The organism is Myxococcus stipitatus DSM 14675 (genome assembly GCF_000331735.1).
Taxonomy (GTDB): domain Bacteria; phylum Myxococcota; class Myxococcia; order Myxococcales; family Myxococcaceae; genus Myxococcus; species Myxococcus stipitatus.
In genome coordinates this window covers 7,314,021-7,336,686 of sequence record NC_020126.1, presented here as the reverse complement: position 1 = coordinate 7,336,686, position 22,666 = coordinate 7,314,021, and the positions used below count along the sequence as shown (strand labels likewise).

At 71.2% G+C, this 22,666-nt stretch carries 19 protein-coding genes; 9 read left to right on the top strand and 10 right to left on the bottom strand.

The window, feature by feature from the left end; translation table 11 throughout:
• Positions 1 to 39: 39 nt before the first annotated feature.
• Positions 40 to 1,101 carry an asparaginase gene (locus tag MYSTI_RS28240; RefSeq protein WP_044281477.1) on the bottom strand — a complete coding sequence of 354 codons (1,062 nt, stop codon included), beginning with the start codon at positions 1,099 to 1,101 and terminating at the stop codon, positions 40 to 42.
• A 73-nt stretch (positions 1,102 to 1,174) separates the two neighbouring features.
• Between MYSTI_RS28240 and MYSTI_RS28235 the strand changes: the two genes are divergently transcribed.
• From MYSTI_RS28235 to truD, 3 genes are read left to right on the top strand one after another with little or no spacing between them, the layout of a single operon-like run.
• The gene (locus MYSTI_RS28235) at positions 1,175 to 2,161 is read left to right on the top strand and encodes a DsbA family protein (RefSeq protein WP_044281476.1); all 987 of its coding nucleotides are present in this window, start codon (positions 1,175 to 1,177) and stop codon (positions 2,159 to 2,161) included.
• A 7-nt stretch (positions 2,162 to 2,168) separates the two neighbouring features.
• Complete coding sequence (locus tag MYSTI_RS28230; RefSeq protein ID WP_015351223.1) at positions 2,169 to 3,506, top strand: DUF4388 domain-containing protein; 1,338 nt, start codon at positions 2,169 to 2,171, stop codon at positions 3,504 to 3,506.
• The gene (gene truD, locus MYSTI_RS28225) at positions 3,503 to 4,528 is read left to right on the top strand and encodes a tRNA pseudouridine(13) synthase TruD (protein WP_015351222.1); all 1,026 of its coding nucleotides are present in this window, start codon (positions 3,503 to 3,505) and stop codon (positions 4,526 to 4,528) included. Before MYSTI_RS28230 ends, truD begins: the two co-directional genes overlap by 4 nt.
• A 174-nt stretch (positions 4,529 to 4,702) precedes the next feature.
• Here the strand turns inward: truD and MYSTI_RS28220 are convergent, their stop codons facing one another.
• Positions 4,703 to 6,118 carry an OmpA family protein gene (locus MYSTI_RS28220; protein ID WP_015351221.1) on the bottom strand — a complete coding sequence of 472 codons (1,416 nt, stop codon included), beginning with the start codon at positions 6,116 to 6,118 and terminating at the stop codon, positions 4,703 to 4,705.
• A 17-nt stretch (positions 6,119 to 6,135) separates the two neighbouring features.
• Positions 6,136 to 6,453: a DUF4398 domain-containing protein gene (locus MYSTI_RS28215; protein ID WP_015351220.1), complete on the bottom strand. Its 318-nt coding sequence runs from the start codon at positions 6,451 to 6,453 to the stop codon at positions 6,136 to 6,138.
• A gap of 150 nt (positions 6,454 to 6,603) precedes the next feature.
• On the opposite strand from MYSTI_RS28215, the gene MYSTI_RS28210 reads away from it, so the two are divergent.
• Both MYSTI_RS28210 and MYSTI_RS28205 read left to right on the top strand, forming a co-directional pair.
• On the top strand, positions 6,604 to 7,596 hold the full coding sequence (locus tag MYSTI_RS28210) for a HEAT repeat domain-containing protein (protein WP_015351219.1): 993 nt from the start codon (positions 6,604 to 6,606) through the stop codon (positions 7,594 to 7,596).
• Positions 7,593 to 8,471: an N-acetylmuramoyl-L-alanine amidase-like domain-containing protein gene (locus MYSTI_RS28205; RefSeq protein ID WP_015351218.1), complete on the top strand. Its 879-nt coding sequence runs from the start codon at positions 7,593 to 7,595 to the stop codon at positions 8,469 to 8,471. The genes MYSTI_RS28210 and MYSTI_RS28205 overlap by 4 nt, the downstream gene beginning before the upstream one ends.
• 3 nt (positions 8,472 to 8,474) lie before the next feature.
• Here MYSTI_RS28205 and MYSTI_RS28200 read toward each other — a convergent pair whose 3' ends face one another.
• A complete protein-coding gene (locus tag MYSTI_RS28200; protein WP_015351217.1) occupies positions 8,475 to 8,921 on the bottom strand; it encodes a putative signal transducing protein in 447 nt (148 codons plus the stop codon).
• Positions 8,922 to 9,005: 84 nt separating this feature from the next.
• On the bottom strand, positions 9,006 to 9,392 hold the full coding sequence (locus MYSTI_RS28195) for a response regulator (RefSeq protein WP_015351216.1): 387 nt from the start codon (positions 9,390 to 9,392) through the stop codon (positions 9,006 to 9,008).
• Between the two features lie 148 nt (positions 9,393 to 9,540).
• On the opposite strand from MYSTI_RS28195, the gene hpf reads away from it, so the two are divergent.
• The gene (hpf, locus tag MYSTI_RS28190) at positions 9,541 to 9,900 is read left to right on the top strand and encodes a ribosome hibernation-promoting factor, HPF/YfiA family (RefSeq protein WP_015351215.1); all 360 of its coding nucleotides are present in this window, start codon (positions 9,541 to 9,543) and stop codon (positions 9,898 to 9,900) included.
• Positions 9,901 to 10,049: 149 nt separating this feature from the next.
• A complete protein-coding gene (locus MYSTI_RS28185) occupies positions 10,050 to 12,104 on the top strand; it encodes an MXAN_5187 family protein (RefSeq protein ID WP_015351214.1) in 2,055 nt (684 codons plus the stop codon).
• A 448-nt stretch (positions 12,105 to 12,552) separates the two neighbouring features.
• Here the strand turns inward: MYSTI_RS28185 and MYSTI_RS28180 are convergent, their stop codons facing one another.
• The 5 genes from MYSTI_RS28180 to MYSTI_RS28160 form a co-directional block, all read right to left on the bottom strand.
• Positions 12,553 to 14,235, bottom strand: coding sequence for an ATP-binding protein (locus MYSTI_RS28180; protein WP_015351213.1), 1,683 nt, complete (start codon positions 14,233 to 14,235; stop codon positions 12,553 to 12,555).
• A gap of 46 nt (positions 14,236 to 14,281) precedes the next feature.
• Positions 14,282 to 15,652, bottom strand: a complete 1,371-nt coding sequence (locus tag MYSTI_RS28175; protein WP_015351212.1) for a periplasmic substrate-binding domain-containing protein — start codon at positions 15,650 to 15,652, stop codon at positions 14,282 to 14,284.
• Positions 15,649 to 17,010 (bottom strand): hypothetical protein, encoded by a 1,362-nt coding sequence (locus tag MYSTI_RS28170; RefSeq protein WP_015351211.1) that lies wholly within the window; start codon positions 17,008 to 17,010, stop codon positions 15,649 to 15,651. The genes MYSTI_RS28175 and MYSTI_RS28170 overlap by 4 nt, the downstream gene beginning before the upstream one ends.
• The gene (locus tag MYSTI_RS28165) at positions 17,007 to 19,625 is read right to left on the bottom strand and encodes a penicillin-binding protein 1A (protein ID WP_015351210.1); all 2,619 of its coding nucleotides are present in this window, start codon (positions 19,623 to 19,625) and stop codon (positions 17,007 to 17,009) included. Before MYSTI_RS28165 ends, MYSTI_RS28170 begins: the two co-directional genes overlap by 4 nt.
• 95 nt (positions 19,626 to 19,720) lie before the next feature.
• Entirely contained in the window at positions 19,721 to 20,776 is a 1,056-nt protein-coding gene (locus tag MYSTI_RS28160; RefSeq protein ID WP_015351209.1) for a tetratricopeptide repeat protein, read from the bottom strand.
• Between the two features lie 195 nt (positions 20,777 to 20,971).
• On the opposite strand from MYSTI_RS28160, the gene MYSTI_RS28155 reads away from it, so the two are divergent.
• Positions 20,972 to 21,757, top strand: coding sequence for an exodeoxyribonuclease III (locus tag MYSTI_RS28155; protein ID WP_015351208.1), 786 nt, complete (start codon positions 20,972 to 20,974; stop codon positions 21,755 to 21,757).
• On the top strand, positions 21,757 to 22,614 hold the full coding sequence (locus MYSTI_RS28150; protein WP_015351207.1) for an alpha/beta hydrolase: 858 nt from the start codon (positions 21,757 to 21,759) through the stop codon (positions 22,612 to 22,614). Before MYSTI_RS28155 ends, MYSTI_RS28150 begins: the two co-directional genes overlap by 1 nt.
• Positions 22,615 to 22,666 lie beyond the last annotated feature (52 nt).

The window sequence follows — 22,666 nt, the reverse complement described above, 5'->3', positions numbered from 1 at the left end:
TGGCGGCAAGCATGCAACCGGCTTCCGCGCCACGAACCCTCATTCCGCCTTCGTCCGCCGCGTGGATCCGCGCTTGCCGCGCGCCGGAGGCTCGACTGTCGGCCGTCCGACGGTCAGCTCCCCGGCGACCGGCGTCTGGATGAACCGCGCGAGCGCCTCCGGGGAGCGGGGATGGTAGGCCAGCCCCTGCATCAGCTTCACCAGCGCCGCCGACGGGGTCATGTCCGCGCCGCCCATGACCCCCTGCGCCAGGGCCGCCGCCCCAGATTCGTAGAGACTGAGGTCCACCCCATTGCGGTGCGCCTGGCTGACGACGACCACCGGCACCCCCCGCTCTCGCGCCTGGGTGAAGAGGGGCATGAACGAGCGCCCCAGCTCCGGGTCGATGGGGAAGTTGCCCGCCCCGTACGCCTCCAGAATCAGCCCCCGGACGTGGGGGAGCAGTTGGAGGGGCAGGGCGGGGTCCAGGCCCGGGTACACCTTCAGGAGGAGGACGCGTGGATCCAGCTTCTCGAACAGGCGGAAGGGCCCCTTGGCGCGCAGCCCCGGCTCGAAGGTGGCGTCCACGCCCAGCGTCCCCAGCACGGGGCAGTTGGGGCTGTCGAAGGCGTCGTACTCGGCCACCTTCACCTTGCGCGCCCGGTTGCCTCGATAGAGGTGCGAGTCGAAGCAGATGGTGACCTCGCGCGGGCCCTCCAGCGCGGAGAGCACCGCGTCAATGAGGTTGAGCCTCGCGTCCGAGCGCACCTCGCCCAGCGGCCGCTGCGAGCCCGTCAGCACCACGGGGCAGGGTGGGTTGCGCAACATGAGCGACAGCGCGCTGGCCGTGTAGGCGAGCGTGTCCGTGCCATGGGTCACCACGGCCCCGTCGAAGTGGGGGAGCTGTTGGTGGAGGTGGGTGGCCATGCGCTGCCACAGCTCCGGCTGCATCTCCGAGCTGTCCAGGTTGCTGAACAGCTGCAGCTCGATGTCGGCGAGCTGGAAGAGCTCCGGCACACGGGCCTTGAGCGTCTTGAAGAAGGCGGCGGGGCGCAGCGCGGAGGGACGGCCACCGGCCATCCCCAAGGTGCCACCGGTGTGGAGGAGCAGGACTCTGGGCATGAGGGGAGAATGCCCCCCTTGCCAAGGCTTGCGTTGCTTTACAAGCCCCGCGCGCGTGGCTAAGACCCGCCGCGTGCTCCTCTCCTGCTGGAAGCGTGTCATTCCCCTGCTGGCCGCCGTCGCGCTGACGGGCTGGGGTTGCAAGAACCCGGAGGGCTCCGCGCCCACCTCGACTCCGGCCCCCGCGCCGGCTCCGGCTCCGGCCGCGCCGCCTCCCCCCGTGGAGCCCGCGGCCGCCGCGTCGGACCCCTCGGCGGTCCTGTCGGGCATCCCGGGCATGGACTTCTCCTCGCTGTCCTCGACGTCCAAGCGGGAGCTGGCCACCGTCCTCAGCGACGAGTTCTGCTACTGCGGCTGTCCGCACACCCTGGGCGCCTGTTTGAAGTCGCACACTGGCTGCCGCCACGCCAAGCGGATGGCTCGGGTGGCCGCGCGCATGGTGTCCGAGGGCAGTCCCGGCACCGAGGTCATCATCCAGCTGTCGCAGTACTACGGCTCGTTCCGCGAGCAGCGCTCGCAGTTCAAGGTGGACGAGCGCATGTGCATGGGGAGCGCGTCCGCCCCCGTGACGGTGGTGGAGTTCTCCGACTTCGAGTGCCCGTACTGCGCCAAGGCCCGCCCCATCCTGGAGGGCTTCGCGAAGAAGAACGCGTCCCAGGTGCGCTTCTGCTACCTGCCGTTCCCCCTGTCCATGCACGTCAACGCGGTGCCCGCGGCGCAGGCCGCCCTGTGGGCCCGGGACCAGGGCAAGTTCTGGCAGATGCACGACGCCCTCTTCGAGCAGCAGGAGAACCTGAAGCCCGAGGCGCTTCCCGCCCTGGCCAAGAAGCTGGGCCTGGACGGGGACAAGCTGGCGGCGGTGCTGAAGTCGGACGCGTACAAGCAGGAGCTGGAGGGCTTCCGCGCCCAGGGCCGCGCCGCCGGACTCAGCGGCACGCCGTCGGTGTACTTCAACGGCCGTTCGGTCGACCTGAGCTTCGTCCAGGAGGAGCTGCTCCAGCACAGCCTGGAGGACGAGCTGGAGTGGCAGTCCAACAAGAACGCCTGGGCCGCCGACTGACGCGGCGATGACGCAACGGTTCCGCATCGACGCGGGGCAGCTCGTCCCCGAGGACCGCCAGAGCCCGTCTCCATTGACGGGGCGCTCGGGGACGTACGCGCTGATGCCCACGTCCCCGGACCTCCTGGTCTTCTCACGAGGCCCCTCCGAGGGCGGCGCCATCGCCGCGCCGCGCGTGGTGCTCTCCGGCGACGCGGCGGGCTTCCCGCTGTCGGACCTGATGGCCTTCCTCAGCCAGTCGCGGTGGAGCGGCATCATCCGCGTCCACTCGCCGGCGGGAGAGCGCTCCGTCACCTTCCGCGATGGAGAGGTGCGGGGCGCGTCGTCGGATGACCCGTCCGACAGGCTGGGCGAGGTACTCGTGCGCCTGGGCTATGTGGACCGCGCGCAGGTGGAAGCCGCGCTGCGAGGCCAGCCTCCGTCCAAGGTGGGCCGGGCCCTGGTGGAGAAGGGCCTGCTGAAGGCGCACGACCTCTTCAAGTGCGTCACCCATCAGGTGAGCGAGATCTTCCACGCCATCGTGTTGTGCCGGGAGGGGAGCTTCTTCCTCATCGACCAGCCGGTGGACGACAAGGCGAGCCACTCCATCCAGCTCTCCACGCAGAGCCTGCTGATGGACAGCATCCGGAAGATTGACGAGATGGCGCACTTCCGGAAGCGCATCCCGCACGGCCGGCTGTACGTGGCGCGCAAGCGGGCCTCGGACGGGAAGCTGGAGGAGGACGAGGACCGCGTGCTGGGGCTGCTGGATGGCCGGCGCACCATCCTCGAGCTGGGCCATGCCGCCCGGCTGTCCGAGTTCGACATCACCAAGGTGGTGTACCGGCTGCTCGAGGGGGGCTTCGCCTCCGTGACGGACAAGCCGCTGCTCGTGCCCGCGGGGCCTGTGCCCACGCCGGTGGGGCTGACGGCCGCGCAGCCCCGTGAGGCGGAGCCGGGACAGGCCGCGGCGGGTGGAGTGCCGGCGGTGGACCCTCGCCCCGTGGCGCGGGTGTTCAACTTCATCTTCCGGGAGATTCGCGACGAGGTGGCCAAGCAGGGGATGGACCGCGAGTTCATCGCCGCCGCCAACGCCGCGCTCGCCGGACAGGGCTTGTCGTCGTCCCCCGTGCTGGAGGGCCTGGCCTTCCAGGCGGATGGCAGCCTGGCCGAGGCGAAGCTGATGGAGGCCTTCGAGCAGCATCGCGCCCAGTTGGGAAGCGAGCCGATGGCCTCCTTCAAGCAGGCGCTGAGCGACGTGATGTTCTTCCTGTTGTTCCAGGCCGGTGAGCTCCTGGAGTCGCGCGCGGACGAGGACCTCGCCCGCCGTGTGAAGGAGCTCCTGGCGACGCTCGAGGGGCCGTGACGACGGATTCAGAGTGGCCGAGGTTGACGGCGGATGTGCCGGGGTGTGGGGGGGCCTTCAAGCTGGTCCCCGAGGACTTCGAGGTCGAGGAGATTCCGGCCTACCTCCCGTCGGGCGAGGGTGAGCACCTCTACCTCTGGGTGGAGAAGCGAGGCCGCGACACGCGTGAGGTCGTTCGCGCGCTGTCCGCCGCGCTGGGCGTGTCCGAGGACGACGTGGGCGTCGCGGGCATGAAGGACCGGCAGGCCGTCACGCGTCAGCTCCTGTCGGTGCCCGCGCGCGGCGAGCCGAAGCTGGGCGACTTCTCGCTGGAGGGCGTGCAGGTGCTGTGGGCCAAGCGGCACGGCAACAAGCTGCGGACGGGCCACCTGCGCGGCAACCGTTTCCGGCTGCGCCTGCGAGGCGTGCGTGACGTGGGCGCCGCGCGAGAGACGTTCTCCCGCCTGTCCGCGAGCGGGGTTCCCAACTACTTCGGTGAGCAGCGCTTCGGCCGCGCGGGCGACAACGCGGACCTGGGCCGGATGCTCGTGCTGGGACAGCGGCTGCCGAAGCGGCCGGAGCGGTTCCAGCGCAAGCTGTACCTCTCTGCTTTCCAGTCGCGCATCTTCAACCGGGCCCTCGCGGACCGGGTGCGCGCGGGCACGCTGTCCACCGCGCTCCTGGGCGACGTGTTGCGCAAGGAAGAGACGGGCGGCCTGTTCGTGTGCGAGGCGCCGGAGGTGGACGGGCCTCGCGTGGCTTCCTTCGAGGTGAGTCCCGCGGGGCCGCTGTTCGGCCCCAAGATGACGGCGGCGGGGGGCGAGGTGGCCGAAGTCGAGGCCCGGCTGCTCGTGGGCGAGGGTGTCACGCTGGATGACTTCAAGCGCGGCGGTGGCGAGACGGAGGGAGGGCGCAGGCCCTACCGCGTGCGCCTGGGCTCGCCCGAGCTGACTCCGGATGGCGAGGACCTGTGGCTCACCTTCGAGCTGCCTCGGGGCTCGTACGCCACCGAGGTCCTCCACGAGCTGCTCAAGGACGACTGAGGCCGGGACACGGGCTGGGGCTGTCTGATTCCACCCTGACGGAGGGCCCCTCCGTCGCGCTGTCCGCCTGCCACCCGTCCGTGCCCTGAAAATGCGAGCGCCTCCTCGGGACGAGTGCCCGGGAGGCGCCGATTCTCCTCGGGCCCTGGCCTCGGGGGCCAGGGCAGGGGAGCGCTACTGCTGGACGACGTTGAACTCCGTGCGCCGGTTCTGCGCGCGGCCCGCCTTGGTCGTGTTCGGCGCGATGGGGCGCGTCTCTCCGTAGCCCACCGCCTCCATCCGACCCGGGTCGATGCCCCGCCGCAGCAACTGGGCCATCACCGCGTCGGCCCGCTTCTGCGACAGCTTCAGGTTCGTCTCATCCTTGCCCATCGAGTCGGTGTGACCCTCGATGCGCAGCTTGTGGATCCACGGGGCATCGCGCAGCGCCTGCGCCACGTCCTCGAGGATGGCGGTGCTCTGCTTGCCGATGATCTTCGCGGAGCCGGACCCGAAGAGAATCTGCTTCTTGATCTCGATGCGGTCCTTCTTGATGACGACGTTCTTGTACTGCTTCGGGCAGCCGCGCTCTTCCTTCGTGCCCGGGTCGCTCACGCACGCATCGAGGCGGTCCACCACGCCGTCGTTGTCCGTGTCCTTGTCCGCGCACCCGCTGTTCTCCGGCGGGCCCGCTTCGTTCGGGCACTTGTCCTGCGCATCCGCCAGACCGTCCGCGTCGTTGTCCAGGTCCGGGCAACCGTCCTCGTCCTGGAAGCCGTCCTTGTCCTCCGGCTCGTCGATGCACTTGTCCTGACCGTCGTTGACGCCGTCCCCGTCCTTGTCCGGGCACCCCATGTTCTGCATGGAGCCCGTCTCGTTGGGGCACTTGTCCGCGGTGTCGACGATGCCGTCGTTGTCGTTGTCCAGCTCCGGGCAGCCGTCCTCGTCCTGGAAGCCGTCCTTGTCCTCGGGCTGGTCCGGGCACTTGTCCGCGTTGTCGAAGACGCCGTCGCCGTCACGGTCCTTGGGCGCCTCCGCCGGGCAGCCCTGGTTCTCCGCCACGCCCGCGTCCTGCGGGCACTTGTCGTTGGCGTCGAGCACCCCGTCGTTGTCGTTGTCCGGGTCCGGGCAGCCGTCCTGGTCCTGGAAGCCGTCCTTGTCCTCGGCCTGGTCCGGACACGGGTCGTCCTTGTCCAACACGCCGTCGCCGTCGTTGTCCGTCTCCTCGATGCGGACCACCACCTGCTGCTGCGGGGTCTCCTTCGTGGCCACGGGCGTCTGAGGCTGCTGGGGCTCCGGGCGCTCGCGCACCATCACCTGGCGCGGGCCACAGCTCTTCGACATCGCCAGCGCGCGGTCCACCGCGTCGTCGGCCGTGCGGACGTGCGAGGCGGCGCGCCCGCTGTTGCCCTGGCTCAGCTCACCCTTGGCGAAGTCGAGGTGGGCCTCCGCCGTGGCCAGCTCCACCGGGGCGCAGCGCAAGGCACCGCTGCGGCGGGCCCGCTCGACGTCGGCCGCGAGCACCTGGGTGTCCGCGCGAATCTTGCTGCCGCTCACACAGCCCGCGGCGAGGAGGAACGTCAGCAACGCTGCAAGGGAAGGACGCGTCATCGGGAGCGCTCGGTGCGTCACGGGTTCGGGCTCCGCTCGCTGGTGTCGGCGCTGCCCGCCTCGGACATGGCCTTCTCACGTGCTTCGTTGGCGAAGCGGGAGGCCTTCACCGCGAAGTCGACGCCCGCTTGGTAGTCGGAGTAGCCGACCTCCTCGCGCGCCTTCGACAGATACAGATTGGCGGCGGTCCACTCGTACGGGGCCAGCTTGTCGGCCCCGGCCGTGCGCGCGGCCTGAATCTGGACCTCCGCGTCCAGGATGTTCGCGGTGGACTTCACGGGGCCGCACGCGGCGAGCGCCCCCGCCACTGCCACCAGCACCGTCAGCTTCTTCATAGGGTGGCGCCTCTAGAGGAGGAAAAGACGCATCGGTCGTATCAATCGCCTCTTGGGGGGTCAAGAATCGGGCAGACCCTCTGTCACAGGAGGCCCGGCCCACCCCGGAACTTTGACGGCGGCCCCCCTCCTTGCCATGGTCCGACTCCCGTGCTCCCGTCCGTCCTGCCCGCCCGCATCCTGCTGCTGGTCACCCTGCTCCTGTCCCCCGTGGCCCTGGCCGCGCAAGGCTCCGCCGCGAAGCGGACCGAGCGCCGCAATGATTCGGAGCGCGCCATCCAGGCGGTCATCCAGGGGGGCGCCGTCCCCGCGGCCGTCTCCCGCCTGCGCTACCTGGGTGAGGAGCCCCACGCCGCCGACGTCATCACCGACGCCCTGCGTCGCGTGCTGGAGGACAGGGTCCGCCGCAACCTCGTGGCCGTGCTCGCGGGGCTCGACACGCGCGCCGCGGAGCCCGCCCTGGTCCGCCTGGCGGGCGACGGCGACAGCACCGTGCGCATGTACGCCGCGCAGGGCCTGGCGCGCTTGAACAGCCGCAACGTCCAGGTGCTGCTCCCCCTGCTGAACGACAAGAGCAGCGGGGTGCGCCGCGACGCGGCCAAGGCGCTGGGGGCGTCGCACAATCCCAAGGTGGGCAAGCCGCTGATGGCGGCCGCCAAGGCGGAGCAGGAGCTGGAGGTCCGCGCCGCCATGCTCGCCGCCGTGGGAGAGAGTGGCGACAAGAAGCAGGTGAAGCCCCTCAAGGAGTACCTGACCAGCGATTCGGAGAGCACGCGCTTCGCGGCCGCGCGCGGCCTGTGCCGCCTGGGCGCGCCGGAGGGCTTCGCCTTCGCCAACAAGCTGCTGAGCGCGGAGGACCGCTTCGTGCGCCGGCAGGGGCTGGAGCTGTTCGAGGGTGTCCCCGCGAAGAAGTCGAGCGTGGCCATCAAGCCGCTGCTGGAGGACAAGGACCGAGGGCTGGCCGCGGGCGCCGCGCGCGTCCTCTTCCAGGGCGGCGACGCGTCCATGCTCGACTGGCTGGTGCTGGCCTCGTGGAAGGCGAAGGGCGAGGAGAAGCTGGCGTACGAGAAGGAGCTGGAGACGCTCCAGCTCCAGGATGATCGCCGCAAGGCCATTCTGCGAAGGGCGGGCGTGGCGCAATGACGTGGGCGGTGGTCCTGGCCGCCTCGCTCCTCACGCAGGCGGCCCCCCTCGCGGCGGCGCGACAGCCCACGCGGGCCAACGGCTGGGCCGGGCTGGACGCGAGTGCGTTCTCCTCGCTGGTGGCCGAGTCCACGGACGCGCCGCTGCCGCAGCGGCTGTTGTCGATGAGCGAGCGCTTCGTCAACACGCCCTATGTCCTGTCTCCCCTGGGCGAGGGCTCCGGCGTGGACCCGGACCCGACCTTCCGCCTGGACGCGGTGGACTGCCTCACCTTCGTCGAGCAGTCGCTGGCGCTGGGGCTGGCGCAAGCCGAGCCGGAGGTCGCCCCGCTGCTCGAGCACATCCGCTACGCCCAGTCGCCGACCTACGAGGACCGCAACCACCTCATGGAGGCGCAGTGGCTGCCCAACAACGTCCGCAAGGGCTTCCTGCTCGATGTGACACGTCGGTGGGGCGGCTCGGACGTGGTGGAGGCGACGAAGACGCTGACGGCCTCGACGTGGCAGTCGCGCTCGTCGCAGTCGCTCCAGCTCCCCAAGTCGCGGCAGCCGGTGGGCACCTACACGTTCGACATGATTCCGCTCGAGCGGGTGCAGGCCCACGCGCGGGACATCCCCTCGGGCACCATCCTCGTGGTGCTGCGCGAGGACCTTCCCTTCAAGGCCACGCGCATGACGCACCTGGGCTTCGTGGTGCAGCGCAAGGGCCGCACCTACCTGCGCCACGCGTCGCGCGGCGGCTACAACCGCGTGGTCGACGAGGACCTGGAGACCTTCCTCCTGCGCAACTCGCGCTACGCGAAGTGGAAGGTCACCGGGGTGAGCCTCTTCGAGGTCCATCGCCCCGACGCGACGATGCTCGGCCGCGCGCCCTGAGACTCACGGGCTGGGCGGAGGCGAGGCGTCGGGCTCCGTCTCCCGCTCCTCTTCCTCGGCGGCGCGGACGGCCTCGTCGTTGGTGGCCGCTTCCTGGGCCCGCTCCCGCTCCACGAGGAGGGCGGCGCGCTCCTGCTCTCCCTCGGGCACCAGGATCTCCCACCAGGGCAGCAGGTTGCCCGTGGTCAGCTTGTCCACCACGCCGGAGCGCCCCGCGCGGATGAACACCGGGATGTCCCGCTCCTCGAGCAGCTCCGCGAACACCTCCACCATCAGGGGGTTGTCCGTCGTGGCGGCGCGCACGAAGACGCGCCGGTCCAGCTCGTGCGGCAAGGGAAGCCCCCGGCTGTGCATCTCCTCGGCGGAGACCAGCGGCGGGTGGCTTGGACAGCCCTCGCATCGCTCGACGTCATCCCGATACTCCGAGCCGCACCTGGCGCAGTACTTCATGTCGCTCCCTCCTGCCCGTGGCCGTCCTGGAGGGACATGGTAAGGCCGGTGTCCCTGCGTGACACCTGGGGCCAGTCCTTCCGTTCACTGCCGAGCGTCGTCCCCTGCCCACTGGCGGGCCTCGTCTCCCAGCCTGCCCACGGCGCGGCTCAGCTGCTCCACGTCGATGGGCTTGCGCAGCACCAGGTCGCAGTGCCCCGCGCCGCTCACCTCCGAGTAACCGGACACCAGGATGACCTTCGTGCGGGGCGAGTGGGCCTTCACCCGCTGGGCCAGCTCGGTGCCACACAGTCCCGGCAGCGACTCGTCCGTCACCACCACGTCCGGCCGCGCGCTCTCGAAGGCCCGGAGGCCCGCGAGCCCGTCGGTGGCGGTGACCACGTCGAACTCGAACTCCAGCAGCTCCGCCAGGAGCTCCCGGCTGTCCCCGTCGTCCTCCACGAGGAGGACCTTGATTCGCTCGGCACCCATGCGTCTGGGTAACCCTGGCACTTGTCGGAATCGTCCGCCGCGGTGGGACGCGCGGCCGTGCCTCGTCGCTCGGAGGGCGAGCGAGTGGAGGAGCCCCCCTCACCCGCGGGCGGTGCGCTGTCCATCTTTGAGCCCTGGAGGTGACTGCATGAAGGTGTTGATGCGGGGCGTGCATCTGACGCTGACGGGGCCACTGAGGGAGTACCTGCAGGAGCATCTGGTGCGCCACGTCGAGCGCTACGCCGATGACGAAGCGGCGGAGGTCGACATCGCGCTGGTGGACATCAACGGCCCCAAGGGAGGGGTGGACAAGGAGTGCCGGGTGACGGTGCGGATGCCGAACTTCGCGCCGGTCCACATCACGGAGAAGGCGGAGACCCTGTTCCACGCCATCGACGCGGCGCGTGACCGGCTGGAGCGCAGTCTGAGGCGGGCCGTGGAGCGGCGCCGGGACGTCCACACCGCCGGTCTGCCCGACGACGTCGCGGCCAACGTGCCCAACTATTAGCCGGAGACGTGACTCGGTGTAGGTGGGCCCCGGTCGTCCTGGTCATCCGCCGGGCGACCAGGCCCACGTTGTCCGCTGCCCGAATCTTGCTGGGTCCGAATGGTGAACGCTATAAGCGGAACCCTTCACCCATGGGCTAAAGGACGGCGATGGTCCGCCTCAAGTTCCTCCTCTTCGCGTTCCTGGTCATCGGACTGGGGCTTGCTCACCTCCCGATGTTGTCGGGACCGCTGCGTGCACGCGCTGTGGAGGGAGCCACGGCTCAGTCCGCCTCGGGCATCTCCGAGGTGTCGCGTCTCGTGGACGCGCGCCGTGCCGAGATTCAGGCGTTGGCGCTGAAGCTGGCCGCCACGCCGGAAGTCGCGACCGCGGTGCATGCGCTGCTTCCCCCCAAGCCCACGGCCGCCGTCCGTCCGTCCCCTCGGGACAAGGACCGGGACGAGGCCCCGGGCGCGGCCCTCCAGCCGCTGACAGCCGAGCGGTTCGCCGCCGTGCGCACCGCCGTCGACGCCGGGGTGCCCAAGGCCCTCAAGGGCGTGGTGGTGGCGCTGGCCGCTCCGGACGCCGCGTTCCATGCCGTCGCGGGCGCGGAGCCTTCTTCCGACGCCGCGAAGCTGGACGTCGCCGCGCTGGCGAAGGCGGGGAGCACGGTGGTGGAGGCGCTGGGGACGACGCATGTGTTCGCCTCGGTGCCGGTGCTGTGGGGCGGAGACTTCGGGATGCAGCCGGCGGTGACGCTGGTCGTGGGCGCGCCGCTGTTCGACGAGGGCGCCCTGGAGGCCGCGGTGCAGGCCACGGGCGTCACGGCGCTCGGGTTGGTGAAGGGTGACAGCATCACCGCGGTGGGGCCCGAGAAGCTCCTGGCGGAAGGCTCGCTGACGCAGGTGGTGGCGAACTCGAATGGCGTGGTGCTGCGCCGGGGTGGCTTCCAGACCCTGGGCCCGGTGTCGCTGCCCCTGCTGACGGAGGGCGATGCCATGGGTGGGCAGGCGCCGCTGTCGGTGGGGTCTCGCCGCTCGCTGCAGGGCACGTCCCTGGATGTCCTCGCGGTGGCGGGGACGCAGTCGGTGCTGGGGGCGCTCGCGGCGTACCAGCAGAGCGCGGTGGTGGCGCTGGTGGGCCTGCTGGTCCTCACGCTGGTGTGGACCGCGCTGATGGGCGGTGGGGCTCGCTCCAGTGACGATGGGCTTTCGCAGGGGGGCTCCGACACGCTGAGCCTGTCTGCGGCCATGGCGGCGCAGGCGTCTGCTCCCATGGCTCCGCCGCCGCAGCCCGCGATGCAGCAGCCCATGGCCGCCGCGCCGACGCCGGGCCCTCTGCCGGACCCCTTCGCGTCGCTGCCTCCGGCGCCCGCGCCGCAGGCGACTCCGTTCTCCCAGCCGACGCCTCCGCCGATGGCGGACCCGTTCTCCCTGGCGCCCCCGGCTCCGGCGGCGCAGCCGTTTGGCGCGGACCCGTTCGCGTCGGTGCCGCCCTCGCCGCTGGCAGACCCGTTCGCGCTGCCTCCGCCTGTTCCGGCGCCGGCAGCCCAGGCGAATCCGTTTGGTTCGGGGGACCCGTTCGCCGCGGCGGACGCGTTCCCGTTCCCCGCGCCGCCTCCCGCGGCGCCGCCGGCCCCTGCGTATGCTCCGCCGGCGACTCCGTTCGGCGCGGCGCCGTCCATGCCGTTCGAGTCGGATGCGGGGAACTACTCCGCGTCGGGGGATTCGCTGTCTCCGGCGTCGCCTCGGCGTGGGGCCTTCGCCTTCGAGGACCAGCCCACGGCGGCGTACTCGCTGCAGCAGGCGGCGAACCCGTTCGCCTTGGCGGCGGCGCAGTCTCCAGAGAACCCGGAGACGACGCGGGTCGCGGCGATTCCTCGCGAGCTGCTCCAGGCCAGCGCGCGGCCGCCGGATGCTCCGATTCCGCTGCCGGCTCGGGCGCCTTCACCGGCGGCGATTCCGCTTCCGGGCGCGGGGCCTTCGGGCAACTCCGCGGTGGCGCTCTCCGAGGAGCAGCACTTCCAGGAGGTCTTCCGCGAGTTCGTCACCACGCGCGAGCGCTGTGGCGAGGCGGCGGACGGCCTGACGTACGACAAGTTCGTGCAGAAGCTGCGCAAGAACCGGGAGCAGCTCGTCCAGAAGTACGCGTGCAAGACGGTGCGCTTCCAGGTCTACGTGAAGGAAGGCAAGGCCGCGCTCAAGGCCACGCCCGTGAAGGACTGAGCCCACGACCGACGTCGTGAGCAACTCGCGAGCCCGGGGCGATTCATCGCCTCGGGCTTCGTGCTTTCTGGGCCTTGAGCTTGGGGCGAAGTGTTGCCATCGGCGGCGGGTGCGCGACAGGCGTCGCCACGCGGTGAAGGCGCGGAGCGCCTCGCCGACACCGTGCGCAACACGCGAGCTCGCGGCGATTCGGCGCCTCGGGCTTCGTGCTCGGGTGCAGGGGTTTCATCGGCGGCGGGTGCTCGACATGCGCCGCCCCGTGGCGCGGGCGTAGCGGACCTCACCGCGCTCAGTGGCTTGAGCAACACGCGCGCCCGGGGCGATTCATCGCCTCGGGCTTCCTGCTTACGGTCCCTGCGCTGGGGAGCTGTACTTCCATTGGCGGCGGGTGCGCGACAGGCTCCGCCATTCACGGGCCTCGACGAGGCGACCCCCATCGCGCCAGGCGCTATGACACGGGCACGGGGGCCGAAATGCCCATGCCCTCCGAGCGCGGCAGCACGATGCTGAAGCGCGCGCCGAGGCCCGGCTCTCCACCCACCTCGAGCTTGCCGCCATGCTCCTGGAGGATTCGCGCGGCGATGGCCAACCCAAGCCCCGTGCCTCCCTCCTTCGTCGTGAAGTACGGCTCGAAGATGCGCGCCCGATGCTCGGCGGGGATGCCCGGCCCGCTGTCCTCGACCTCGATGACGGCGTCCGCGTCGGTGCCCTTCACTCGGACGCGCAAGTCACCGCCCTTGCCAGCCATTGCCTCCTCGGCGTTCTTCACCAGGTTGACCAACACCTGCGTCAGCATGTCCCGGTCCACACGCGCCACCACTCCCGTCTGGAGCGCCGGAAGAATCCGGATGCCCTCGGGCGGTGTCGAGTAGAGCGCGAGCACGCTCTGCGTCAGCTCGGACAGGTCCACCGGCGCCAGCTGCGGCTTGGGCATCCGCGCGAAGCGACTGAACTCGTCGACGATGCGCCGCAGCCGGTCCACCTCCTCGAGCACCACACCCGCGCTCTCCTTGAACAGCTCGGGGAAGCGGGGATGCCGCGCCTCCTGCGCCGCGAGCAACGTCTCCAGCGACATCCGGATGGGCGTCAGCGGGTTCTTGATTTCGTGGGCCAGCCGCCGAGCCACCTCCTGCCACGCGGCGATGCGCTCACTCGCCACCAGCCGCTCCGTCGTCGCCCTCATCTCGGACGTCATGTGATTGAACGTCCGGACCAGCTCACCCACCTCGCCCGAGGCAACGGCCGTCACCTGGACATCCAGCGCGCCTTCCGCCACGCGCCGCGCTCCCTCGGTGAGGGCCTCCACCGGCCGAGTCATCCAGCGCGACACCAGCAATCCCAACAGCACCGCGAACGCACCGCCCAGTCCCGCGAGCAGGAGGAACGCGCGCATGACGCCTTCCTCGGCCTCTCGCGCGGCGGCACGGCTGAAGACGAGCTTCACCGTGGCGGCCTCGCCCAGGGGCACCTCTCGCGACACCGTGGGCGGCAGCGCCGTCCCCGCCCGCGCGAACTCCGCATCACCCGACACCAGGGTGACCTGCGCCTGCGTCAGTCGCGCGAGGTGCTGGGCCAGGCCCTCGTCGAGCAGCACGCCTCCGACCGCCCAGAGCCGCAGGTCGCCGTAGTCCACCGGCCGCGCCGTGACGAGCGCGGGCATCTGCCTCAGTCCCGACGACGTGCGCACGTCCACGCGCACGGGAACGGGCTTGGAGGATGTCTCGCGAGTGACGGCGAAGAGCGCCGGGTCCGGGTCTCCGCGTCGCGCAGGGAGGTGGCCGGAGGACAACACCGTGCCGCCCCGGTCGAAGAGCGCGAGCACCGTGAGCCCACGCGTCTTCATCAATGCCTCGGCCGTCCCCGCCTGGATGGCGCGAGTGGGCCGCTCCCGAGCCTCCCGCGCCAGGTCCTCCATGGCGGGACTCTCCACCAACTCCTCCACCGCGCGGCGAGCCGTGGTGGCCGAACGCTCCAGCGACTCCTGGGCGCTGGCGGTCGCGGCCTGCATGCGAGCGTCCAGCTCTCGCGACAACGTGTCGCGCAGTCGCGAGAGGGTGGGCAGGACGACCACCGCGAGCGGAACGAGAGCCAGCAGCGCGAAGGCAAGCGCGAGTCGAGCCCTCAAGCGCAAGGAGAACTCCCATCGAACCGCCAGGCGACAAGGGGCCGCGTGCGCTTCAAGGCCGTCCTCCGATACCCGCACCCTCGGGAGGCAGCAGGTACGCCCCATCGAGTGACGGCAGGCCCTGCCCATCCATCACCAATCCACCCACCTCCGCCATCGCCCGGACCCCCAACCCCTGCGCATACAAGGGCACCAGCGGCAGCGATGCACCCAGCGCCAACGCGCGGTCGCGGGCCCTCGCATCCCGAGCCGACGCGTCCGGCAGCGAGCCGATGGCCGGAAGCTCCACGCCCAACAAGTCCTTGCGACCCGCCGCATCCAGCACCACCGCCAACGCGGGGCCCGGCGCCGGAGGGAGGAGCAGCGCATGCAGCATCAGCTCGAACTCACCCTTGGCCCACCGCGCGCGAAGCGCCGCACGCGCCAACGGCTCCAGCGCCACGGTGTAGCCCCGCTCATGCAGCTTCACCTGGATGCGCTCGGCCACAGCGCGCTGGTCGTCGAGGGCCGCGTCGTACACCAACGTCACCGTGCGAGACGTCTTCGCCGCGGGCGCCGAGGGGCGAGGCTTGGGGCCCTGCTGCATCAGCGCCGGCGGCAACAGATGGGGCATGGGCGCCGCGGGGCCATGCACGAAGAGGCGCGTGAGGTCCTCGCGGTCGATGGCGCTCTCCACCGCCTGCCGGAAGTCCGCGGGAACACGCCGGGGCGAGAACGCGAGGTACGTCGCATACAGCAACGGGCCCGAGACAGTGTCCGTCTCGGATGAGACTCCCAGCTCCACCTGCACCTGTCGGGAGGACCAGAGTCGGGCCAGTCCTCGCTCATCCGTGGCGGTGAGCTGCAGCCGGTCGAGATACGGACGGCCACGAGGCCAACCCAGCTGTGCATCCAACGCCCCGCGCCCCGCCGCCGAGAAGGGGCCCGGAGTCGCCGCCGAAGCGGGCGCGGCCAGCGCCGGATGACACAGCCCTCGCTCCAGGTCGGGCCACGGGAAGGCGAGCGCCAGGTCCAGCGTGGCGCCACTCGCGCTGATCTGCCGCCCCTCTCCGCGCAGCGGGAAGAGCAGGGCACGGTACGGCGACGCACCTTCCGCACTCGCCAGCCGCATCCACGCCCGAGCCATCGCCCCCGCGCTGGTCGCGGTGGGCATCGTCAGCCGCGAGACCTGCGGCGTCGGGCGCGACAGCTCACGCGCGAGCGCGGGATGCACCTCGCCCTCGGCCGTCACCGAGCAGACGGGCCGCGACAGCAGGCCCAGGAGCGTGGCCTCCAGCGGCGTATCCGCGAGCGAAGGCTCGCCGACCTCGGGAGGCCCGGCATGGGCCACGCGCACTTCGCCGCCATAGCGCGGACGGCTCGCGGCGAGCGCGGACAAGGAGCCCAGGAGCACGAGGCTCGCGACACTGAAGCGGGACGTCATGGCGCACCCTGGCGAAGAAGGAACAGCTCTCCGGTGCCGTCGGGCTTCCACAGCCCCACCACCACCTCGCGGCGCGCATCGCCATCCAGGTCGGCCACCACCACGAACAGCGCCCGGCCCGGGGGGAGCGAGCCCTGCCAGAGCGGCTCGTGCGCGACGGGGTCCTCCGCCTTGAGCGAGTGGACCCGCAGCACATCCGGAGCCGGCTGGAGCAGGGCCGACGTGGTGAGCAGCTCGGGCGTGCCGTCGCCATCCAGGTCTCCCAGCGCACTGCCCGTGCCCAGTCCCAGGAGGCGCGTGGGAGGCGCACCCGGGCGCGCATAGAGAGACGCCGTCGCATCCGGATGCACGAAGAGCATCCGAGGCGGAGCGAGGCTCGCGGTGGAGAAGGGCGCGGGAAGCACCTGGACCTTGCCATCGGCGGACCGGACCTCGGCCTGGAACGACGTCTGGCCCGGCACGAAGCTCCCTCTCTCCACGGCTCCCAACGGCGCACCGTCGAGAGGGCCCACGGGCCGCAGCGTGCCGCGCCCCTTGTCCAACACGAGCACCTCCCCCTGCGCACGCCGCGAACTCCACGCCGCCAGCCGAGGCGGTCCTGGCAACACGGCCATCACCCCAAAGGGCTCGCGAGTGGGCGCACTCGAGAAGGGCAGGGCGCTCAGTTCCCTGCGCGCCAGCAGCCGCCCATCCGCGCCGAAGACGGACACGTCCGCCTCCGTCATCACCGCGATTTCATCCCGGCCATCCCCATCCAGGTCCCCGGCGGCGAGCGCGGCCACCGGCTGCTCGAGTCGAACCCACGTGGCGCCCAGCAATCGGATGCTCTTGGTGGGCCCTTCCGGTGAGCCCGTCGACGTCGGAGGCAGACCCAGCGAAGCCAGGGCCAGCACCTCCGCGTCCGCGTCCACCGACTCGGCGAGCGCCCCTGAAGGCTTCGCCGGACGCGTGGGCGCACGGCCCGACCAGAAGTTGACCCACGTGCCCAGCGCATCTCCCCGCGCGCGCAGGGCGCCCGCCTCCACATCCAGCGTCAGCCGCACCAGCGTGCGCGCCCCCTGGGCACGCGCCACCCCTTCGGCCGCCTCCGCGCTCGGGGCATCGACCAGCGTGGGTGCGAGCCCCACGGCCGCGAGGCGTCCCGCGAGGACACTTCCCACCGCGCGCCGCAGCTCGGCCGAGCCACCCGAGAGATACAGCGCGACAGGCGCCTCCGCGGGCAACGCACGCACCGACGTGGCCAGGGCCTGCGACAGGCGCTGCACCGCGGGGGCACTGTTGTCCGGTGTGGAAGGGGACACGGGCGCCGCGAACGCGCACAGTCCCCAGGCGAGGACGAGAACCAGGGCTCGGCTCACAGGCCCTTCCTGTTGCCTTCGTTGAGGAAGAACTCGTCGGTGGTCACCTGGCCCGGCGGAGGGGCCTCGGCGGTGGGCTGGGTGCCATCGAGGAACGGCTCCACCCGGCCCGGAACGGATGCCCCGGCGAGGAGCCCCGTGACGGGGTCGATGCGAACCTGGAGGACGCCGGAGGGCACCTCGAAGTCGCGCGCGGGGAGGCCCTCGTGCGCGGTGCGCATGAAGTGGAGCCAGATGGGCAGCGCGGCGCGTCCACCCGTCTCGCTGCTCCCCATGGGGGAGTTGTCATCGAAGCCCACCCACGCGCTGGCCACGTAGTCCATCGTGTAGCCGGAGAACCACGTGTCCCGAGACTCCTGCGTGGTGCCCGTCTTGCCCGCGGCGGGGCGGTTCAGCTCGCGCACCGCCTTCGCGGTCCCTTCCTCCACCACGCTGCGCATCAGCGACGTGGTGAGGTACGCGACGGCGGGAGGCAGCGTCTCCTCGAAGCCCGGCTGATGCTCCTCCAGCACCTTGCCGCGCGAGTCGCGCACGCGCAGCAGCATGAGCGGCTCCGCGTAGCGGCCATTGGCCTGGAGCGTGGCGTACGCGTTCACCGCCTCCAGAATCGTCACCTCGCCGGTGCCCAGCGCCAGCGTGAGGTTCTCCGGCATGGCCGAGTGGATGCCCGCCCGCCGCGCGAAGTCGATGACAGTGGGCGGCGTGAGCGACTCGATGAGGCGCACCGACACGGTGTTCTTCGACTTCGTGAGCGCCTGGCGCAGCGTCATGGGGCCTTCGAACTTGCGGTCGTAGTTCTGCGGCTTCCACGTCTTGCCCGTGTACGGGTCGCGAATCGCCTCGGGCGCGTCGTTCACCTGGGACAGCGGCGTGTAGCGTCCGCTCGCCATCGCGGCGCCGTAGAGGAACGGCTTGAAGGACGAGCCCGGCTGACGCTTCGCCTGGGTGGCGCGGTTGAACGACGAGCGCGCCGCGTCGTACCCACCCACCAGCGCGACGACGTGCCGGTTGTCCGGGCGGATGGCCACCAGGCCGCCCTGCACCTCCGGAATCTGGTCCAGCGCGGCCTCCACGAAGGCCGGGGCGGGCGGCGCCTTCAGGACTCGCACGAAGACGAGCTGCCCCTTCGCGAACACGTCCGAGATGTTCTTCGGCGCGCTCTTTCCCTTCTGCCGGGCCCAGGTGACGGTGGAGTACGCCACCTCCGCGGTGCGGCCCACCAGGTCCACGCGCGCGATGTTGCGCTTCTCATCGACCTCGGACACGTAGCCCGTCAGCCGCAGCCCTTCCTCCAGCGGCTGCAAGGGCACCGCGCCCACCAGCAATTCCTCCTCCGACGGAGGGGCCTCGTCCTCGGACGACAGGTCCGGGCGCTGCTCCTCCGCGCCTTCCACCTCGGCCTCCGTGACGGCGCCGGGCTTCGGTTCCGCGGGCTTCTCCACCTGCGCGAGCGGCGACAGGTCCGCGACGTAGCCCTGGTCCTTCTGCCGGCGACCGGCCTCCTCGATGCGGGTGACGACCATGCCGCGAAGCCGCGCCCACCGCGCGTCCTCCAGCGTGCCGCGGGGACCTCGGTAGCCCTGGCGCCGGTCCATCGCCTCCAGCCCGTCGCGCACCGCCTGCTCCGCGGCGACCTGGAGGTGCGGAACCATGGCGATGTCCACGCGCAGGCCACCTCGCATCACCGCCTCTTCGCCATAGCGCTCGATGAGGGTGCGGCGAATCTCCTCCGCGTAGTACGGGCCCACCCTCGGCTTGGGGCGGGGCGCCAGGACGATGGGCTTGTCCAGCTCCCCCTCCACGATCTTCAACGGCACGAAGCCCTGGTTGGACATCTGCCGCAGCACGTAGCGCTGGCGGGACTTGGCCCGCGTCATGTTCGTCACCGGGTTGATGCGGTGCGGACTCTGCACCGTGCCCGCGAGGACGGCGGCCTCTCCCACGCTCAAGTCCTTGGCGCTCTTGCCAAAATAATAGAGCGCCGCCTCCTCCAGGCCGTACCGCCGCTGCCCGTAGTAGGACTGGTTGATGTAGAGGCCGAGAATCTGGTCCTTGGTGAGCGCCTCCTCGACGCGCGGCGTGAGAATCCACTCGCGAATCTTGCGCGACAGCTTGCGCTCCGGCGTGAGCAGCAGGTTCTTCACCACCTGCTGGGTGATGGTGGAGGCGCCGGACTTGGTGCTGCCGGGGATGAGGTTCTTGACGGTGGCGCGCGCGATGCCGAAGGGGTCCAGGCCCACGTGCTTGTAGAAGTCCGCGTCCTCGGCGGCGAGGAACGCGTCGCGCACGTGCGACGGCAGGGCCTCCACGCGCACCACGGTGCGCTTCTCGAAGGCGTACTCGGCGCAGATGCTCCCGTCGCCACACGTCACCTTGGTGACCTGGGGCAACTGGTAGTTGCGCAGCGTGTCCACCGAGGGCAGGTCGCGGCTGAAGTAGAGGTACGTGCCCACGGCGACGAGCAGGCACAGGACCAGGCCCACGGCCCCGGTGATGAGCAGCCGCTTCGTCCACTTCCAGAGGCGCGCGCCCAGGCTGGGGCGTGGAGGCACGGGGGCCGGGGTGGACGGAGGCGAAGCTTCGGGCGGATTGGGCATCACAGAGGCCAGGGTCATGTGCTTCTCGACGGGGGCTGCACGTTAGACTGCCGGGCCGGGAACGGGAACCGCTGCGACACCCGCCTGGAGTCCGGTCTCCAGGCGGGGAGGCGTCACGGCGCGGAGAGGGCCGGGACTTCCCGGGCCCCAAGCCCAGGCGAGCCCAGGTCCGCCTGGGCGAGGCGATCCATCCGGTCCGTGTTGACGCGGGCCTGGACGTAGCGCGGAGACAGCCGGGTGGCGGTGGCGTACGCGGCGCGGGCCTCGTCCTTCTTCCCGAGCCGCTCCCAGGCCACGCCCAGGTTGTTGTGCACATAGGCCACGTGGGGCAGCAGCTGCGCGGCCTGCGCGAGCACCTCGGCGGCCTTCGCATCCTCGCCCGCTCGCAGGTACGCGAACCCGAGGTTGTTGAGGGCGTAGCCATGCTCGGGGTCCAGGTGGACGGCCTGCTGGAAGCGGAGGATGGCCGCGCTCAGCTCGCCCGCGCCCAGGTGCGCGCGTCCGAGCACCTGGTACACCTCCGCGTCCTCCGGAGCGCGAAGCACCGCCTCCTCACCCACGCGCACGGCCTCCGCGTGGCGCCCCTGGGACACGAGCAGGCGAGCCTGCTGGATGAGCGCCCCGGCCTCCTCGGGCGCGAGGTTCCCCAGTCGGGCGTAGGCGAGCAGCGCGACCTCGGGCTGCCCGTGGAGGCGGGCCAGGCGCGCGGCCATCGCGAGCGCAGCCGTGTCGGCCGGGTCGTCATGGAGCGCGCGGCGCACCTCGGTGAGCGCGCCGGACACGTCGCCCAGGTCCTTCAGGGTGCGCGCGCGGCTCAGGTGGTCCACCCGACGCGTGTGCTCGTGCGACAGCGCGAGGGCGTCCTCGGGCGCGGGGCGAGGCGCGGGCTCCAGGTGCTCCCGAGGCGCCTCCGGGGCGTGGGCCGGCAGCGGCAGGGGCGCGGTGGTGAAGCCGTGGCTCGCGTCGCTCACGGGGGCGGGCTTGGGGGCGGTGCGCACCTGCTGCTCCGCGAGGGCGACCCACGGGCGCCAGGTCGCCGGAATGGGGACGTCGCTCCAGGCGGCCAGGCCCAGCGCGGCGAGGCACGAGGGCAGCAGCGCCTTCTTCAGCGCGGGGGGCAGGGTGAAACCCAGGGTGCGGCGGGGGGCCTTCCTCGTCCTCGGGCTCATGGCGACCTCGACTCCAGGCGGGGCGCCCGGAAAGAGCGCTCCAGGAGGACACCTGTGGGCGTCCTCCCACCTGGGGCTATTGCGATGGCCGTGCCAGCCAATTGCCTCGGGGGCGTGAGACGCGGTGTGGCTTTGGAGCCGCACGCGAGGGGAAAAGCGTGGCGAGGGCGTGGGTGGCGTGCGACGGTGCCCGCGATGAAAATCGCCACCTGGAATGTGAACTCGGTGCGGGCGCGTCAGGAGCGGCTGCTCGAGTGGCTGAAGAGCGCGCAGCCGGATGTGCTGTGCCTTCAGGAGCTGAAGTGCACGGAGGACGATTTCCCGATGGAGGCCGTGCGCGATGCCGGCTACCACGCGGCGGTCCACGGGCAGAAGACCTACAACGGCGTGGCCATCCTGGCGAAGGAGGAGCCGCGCGACGTGGTGAAGGGGCTGTCGGACGGCGTGGATGACACGCACGCGCGCCTCATCGCCGCGACGGTGGGCGGCCTCCGTGTGGTGAGCGCGTACGCGCCCAACGGGCAGTCGCTGGACTCGCCGCAGTACGAGTACAAGCTCGAGTGGTACGGCCGGCTTCGGCGCTACCTGGACACGCGGCACAACCCCGATGAGGCGCTGGTGCTCGGCGGCGACTGGAACATCGCGCCCGCGGACATCGACATCTACGACCCGAAGGAGTGGGAGGGGCAGACGCTCTGCACGGTGCGGGAGCGCGACGCGCTTCCTGTGCGCCTTCGGGCTGTCGGATGCGTACCGGAAGCTGTACCCCGACACGCAGCGCTTCTCGTGGTGGGACTACCGGATGTTGGCCTTCCCGAAGAACCGGGGCCTGCGCATCGACCACCTGTACGTGTCCGCGCAGTTGGTGCCGCGGTTGACGGGGGCGGACACGGACCGGGAGGCTCGCAAGGGCAAGCAGCCCTCGGACCATGCGCCGGTGTGGCTGGAGCTTCGGGACTGACGGAGGGAAACGGACCGTGATGCGCAAGCGCGTGGGGTTGTGGCAGTCGATGGTGTGCGTGGGGTTGGGGTTGTTCATCGCGGGGTGTGCGACGGTGGGCAGCGCGCCTCCCGTCGCGGCCGAGCCGGTGCCCGCGCATCAGGTCTTCGTGCTCGCGTCCGCGAAGCTGAAGGAGGACCGCCGTCTCACCGTGTACCTGCCTCCGGGCTACGACGCGGCGAAGGACACGCGCTTCCCGGTGCTCTACATGCCGGACGGCGGGCTGCAGGAGGACTTCCCGCATGTCGCCAGCGCGGTGGACGCGGCGATTCGCGCGGGAGAGCTGCGGCCGATGCTCGTGGTGGGCATCGAGAACACGGTGCGCAAGCGCGACATGACGGGGCCCTCTTCGGTTCCCAGGGACTTGGAGTGGGTGCCTGGCTCGGGCGGCTCGGCGGCGTTCCGGGACTTCATCCGCGACGAGCTGATTCCCGAGGTGGAGAAGCGGTTCCGCGTGACGGGAGAGCGGGCCATCATCGGCGAGTCGCTCGCGGGGCTGTTCATCATGGAGACCTTCTTCCTCCAGCCGGAACTGTTCGGCACGTACCTGGCGCTGAGCCCCAGCCTCTGGTGGAACGAGGAGGCGCTGGTGCGTGAGGCGGGAGCGCGTCTGGCGAGTCGCTCGGACCTGCGCGCGGCGCTGTTCGTGTCCTCGTCGAACGAGACGGAGGACATCGTCCCCGCCGTGGCGCGGCTGCGCGAGGTCCTTCAGGCGAGCGCGCCTCCGGGGCTGAAGTGGGAGGTCGAGCCCCGCCCGGACCTGCGCCACGACAACATCTACCGGTCATCCGCGCCGGCGGTGCTGCGCAAGTGGCTGCCGCCCGTGGCCCCGCGGTAGCCGCACGCGATTCGGGGCGAGGCGCTCATGCGCCTGGGTGTCCTCGCCAGCG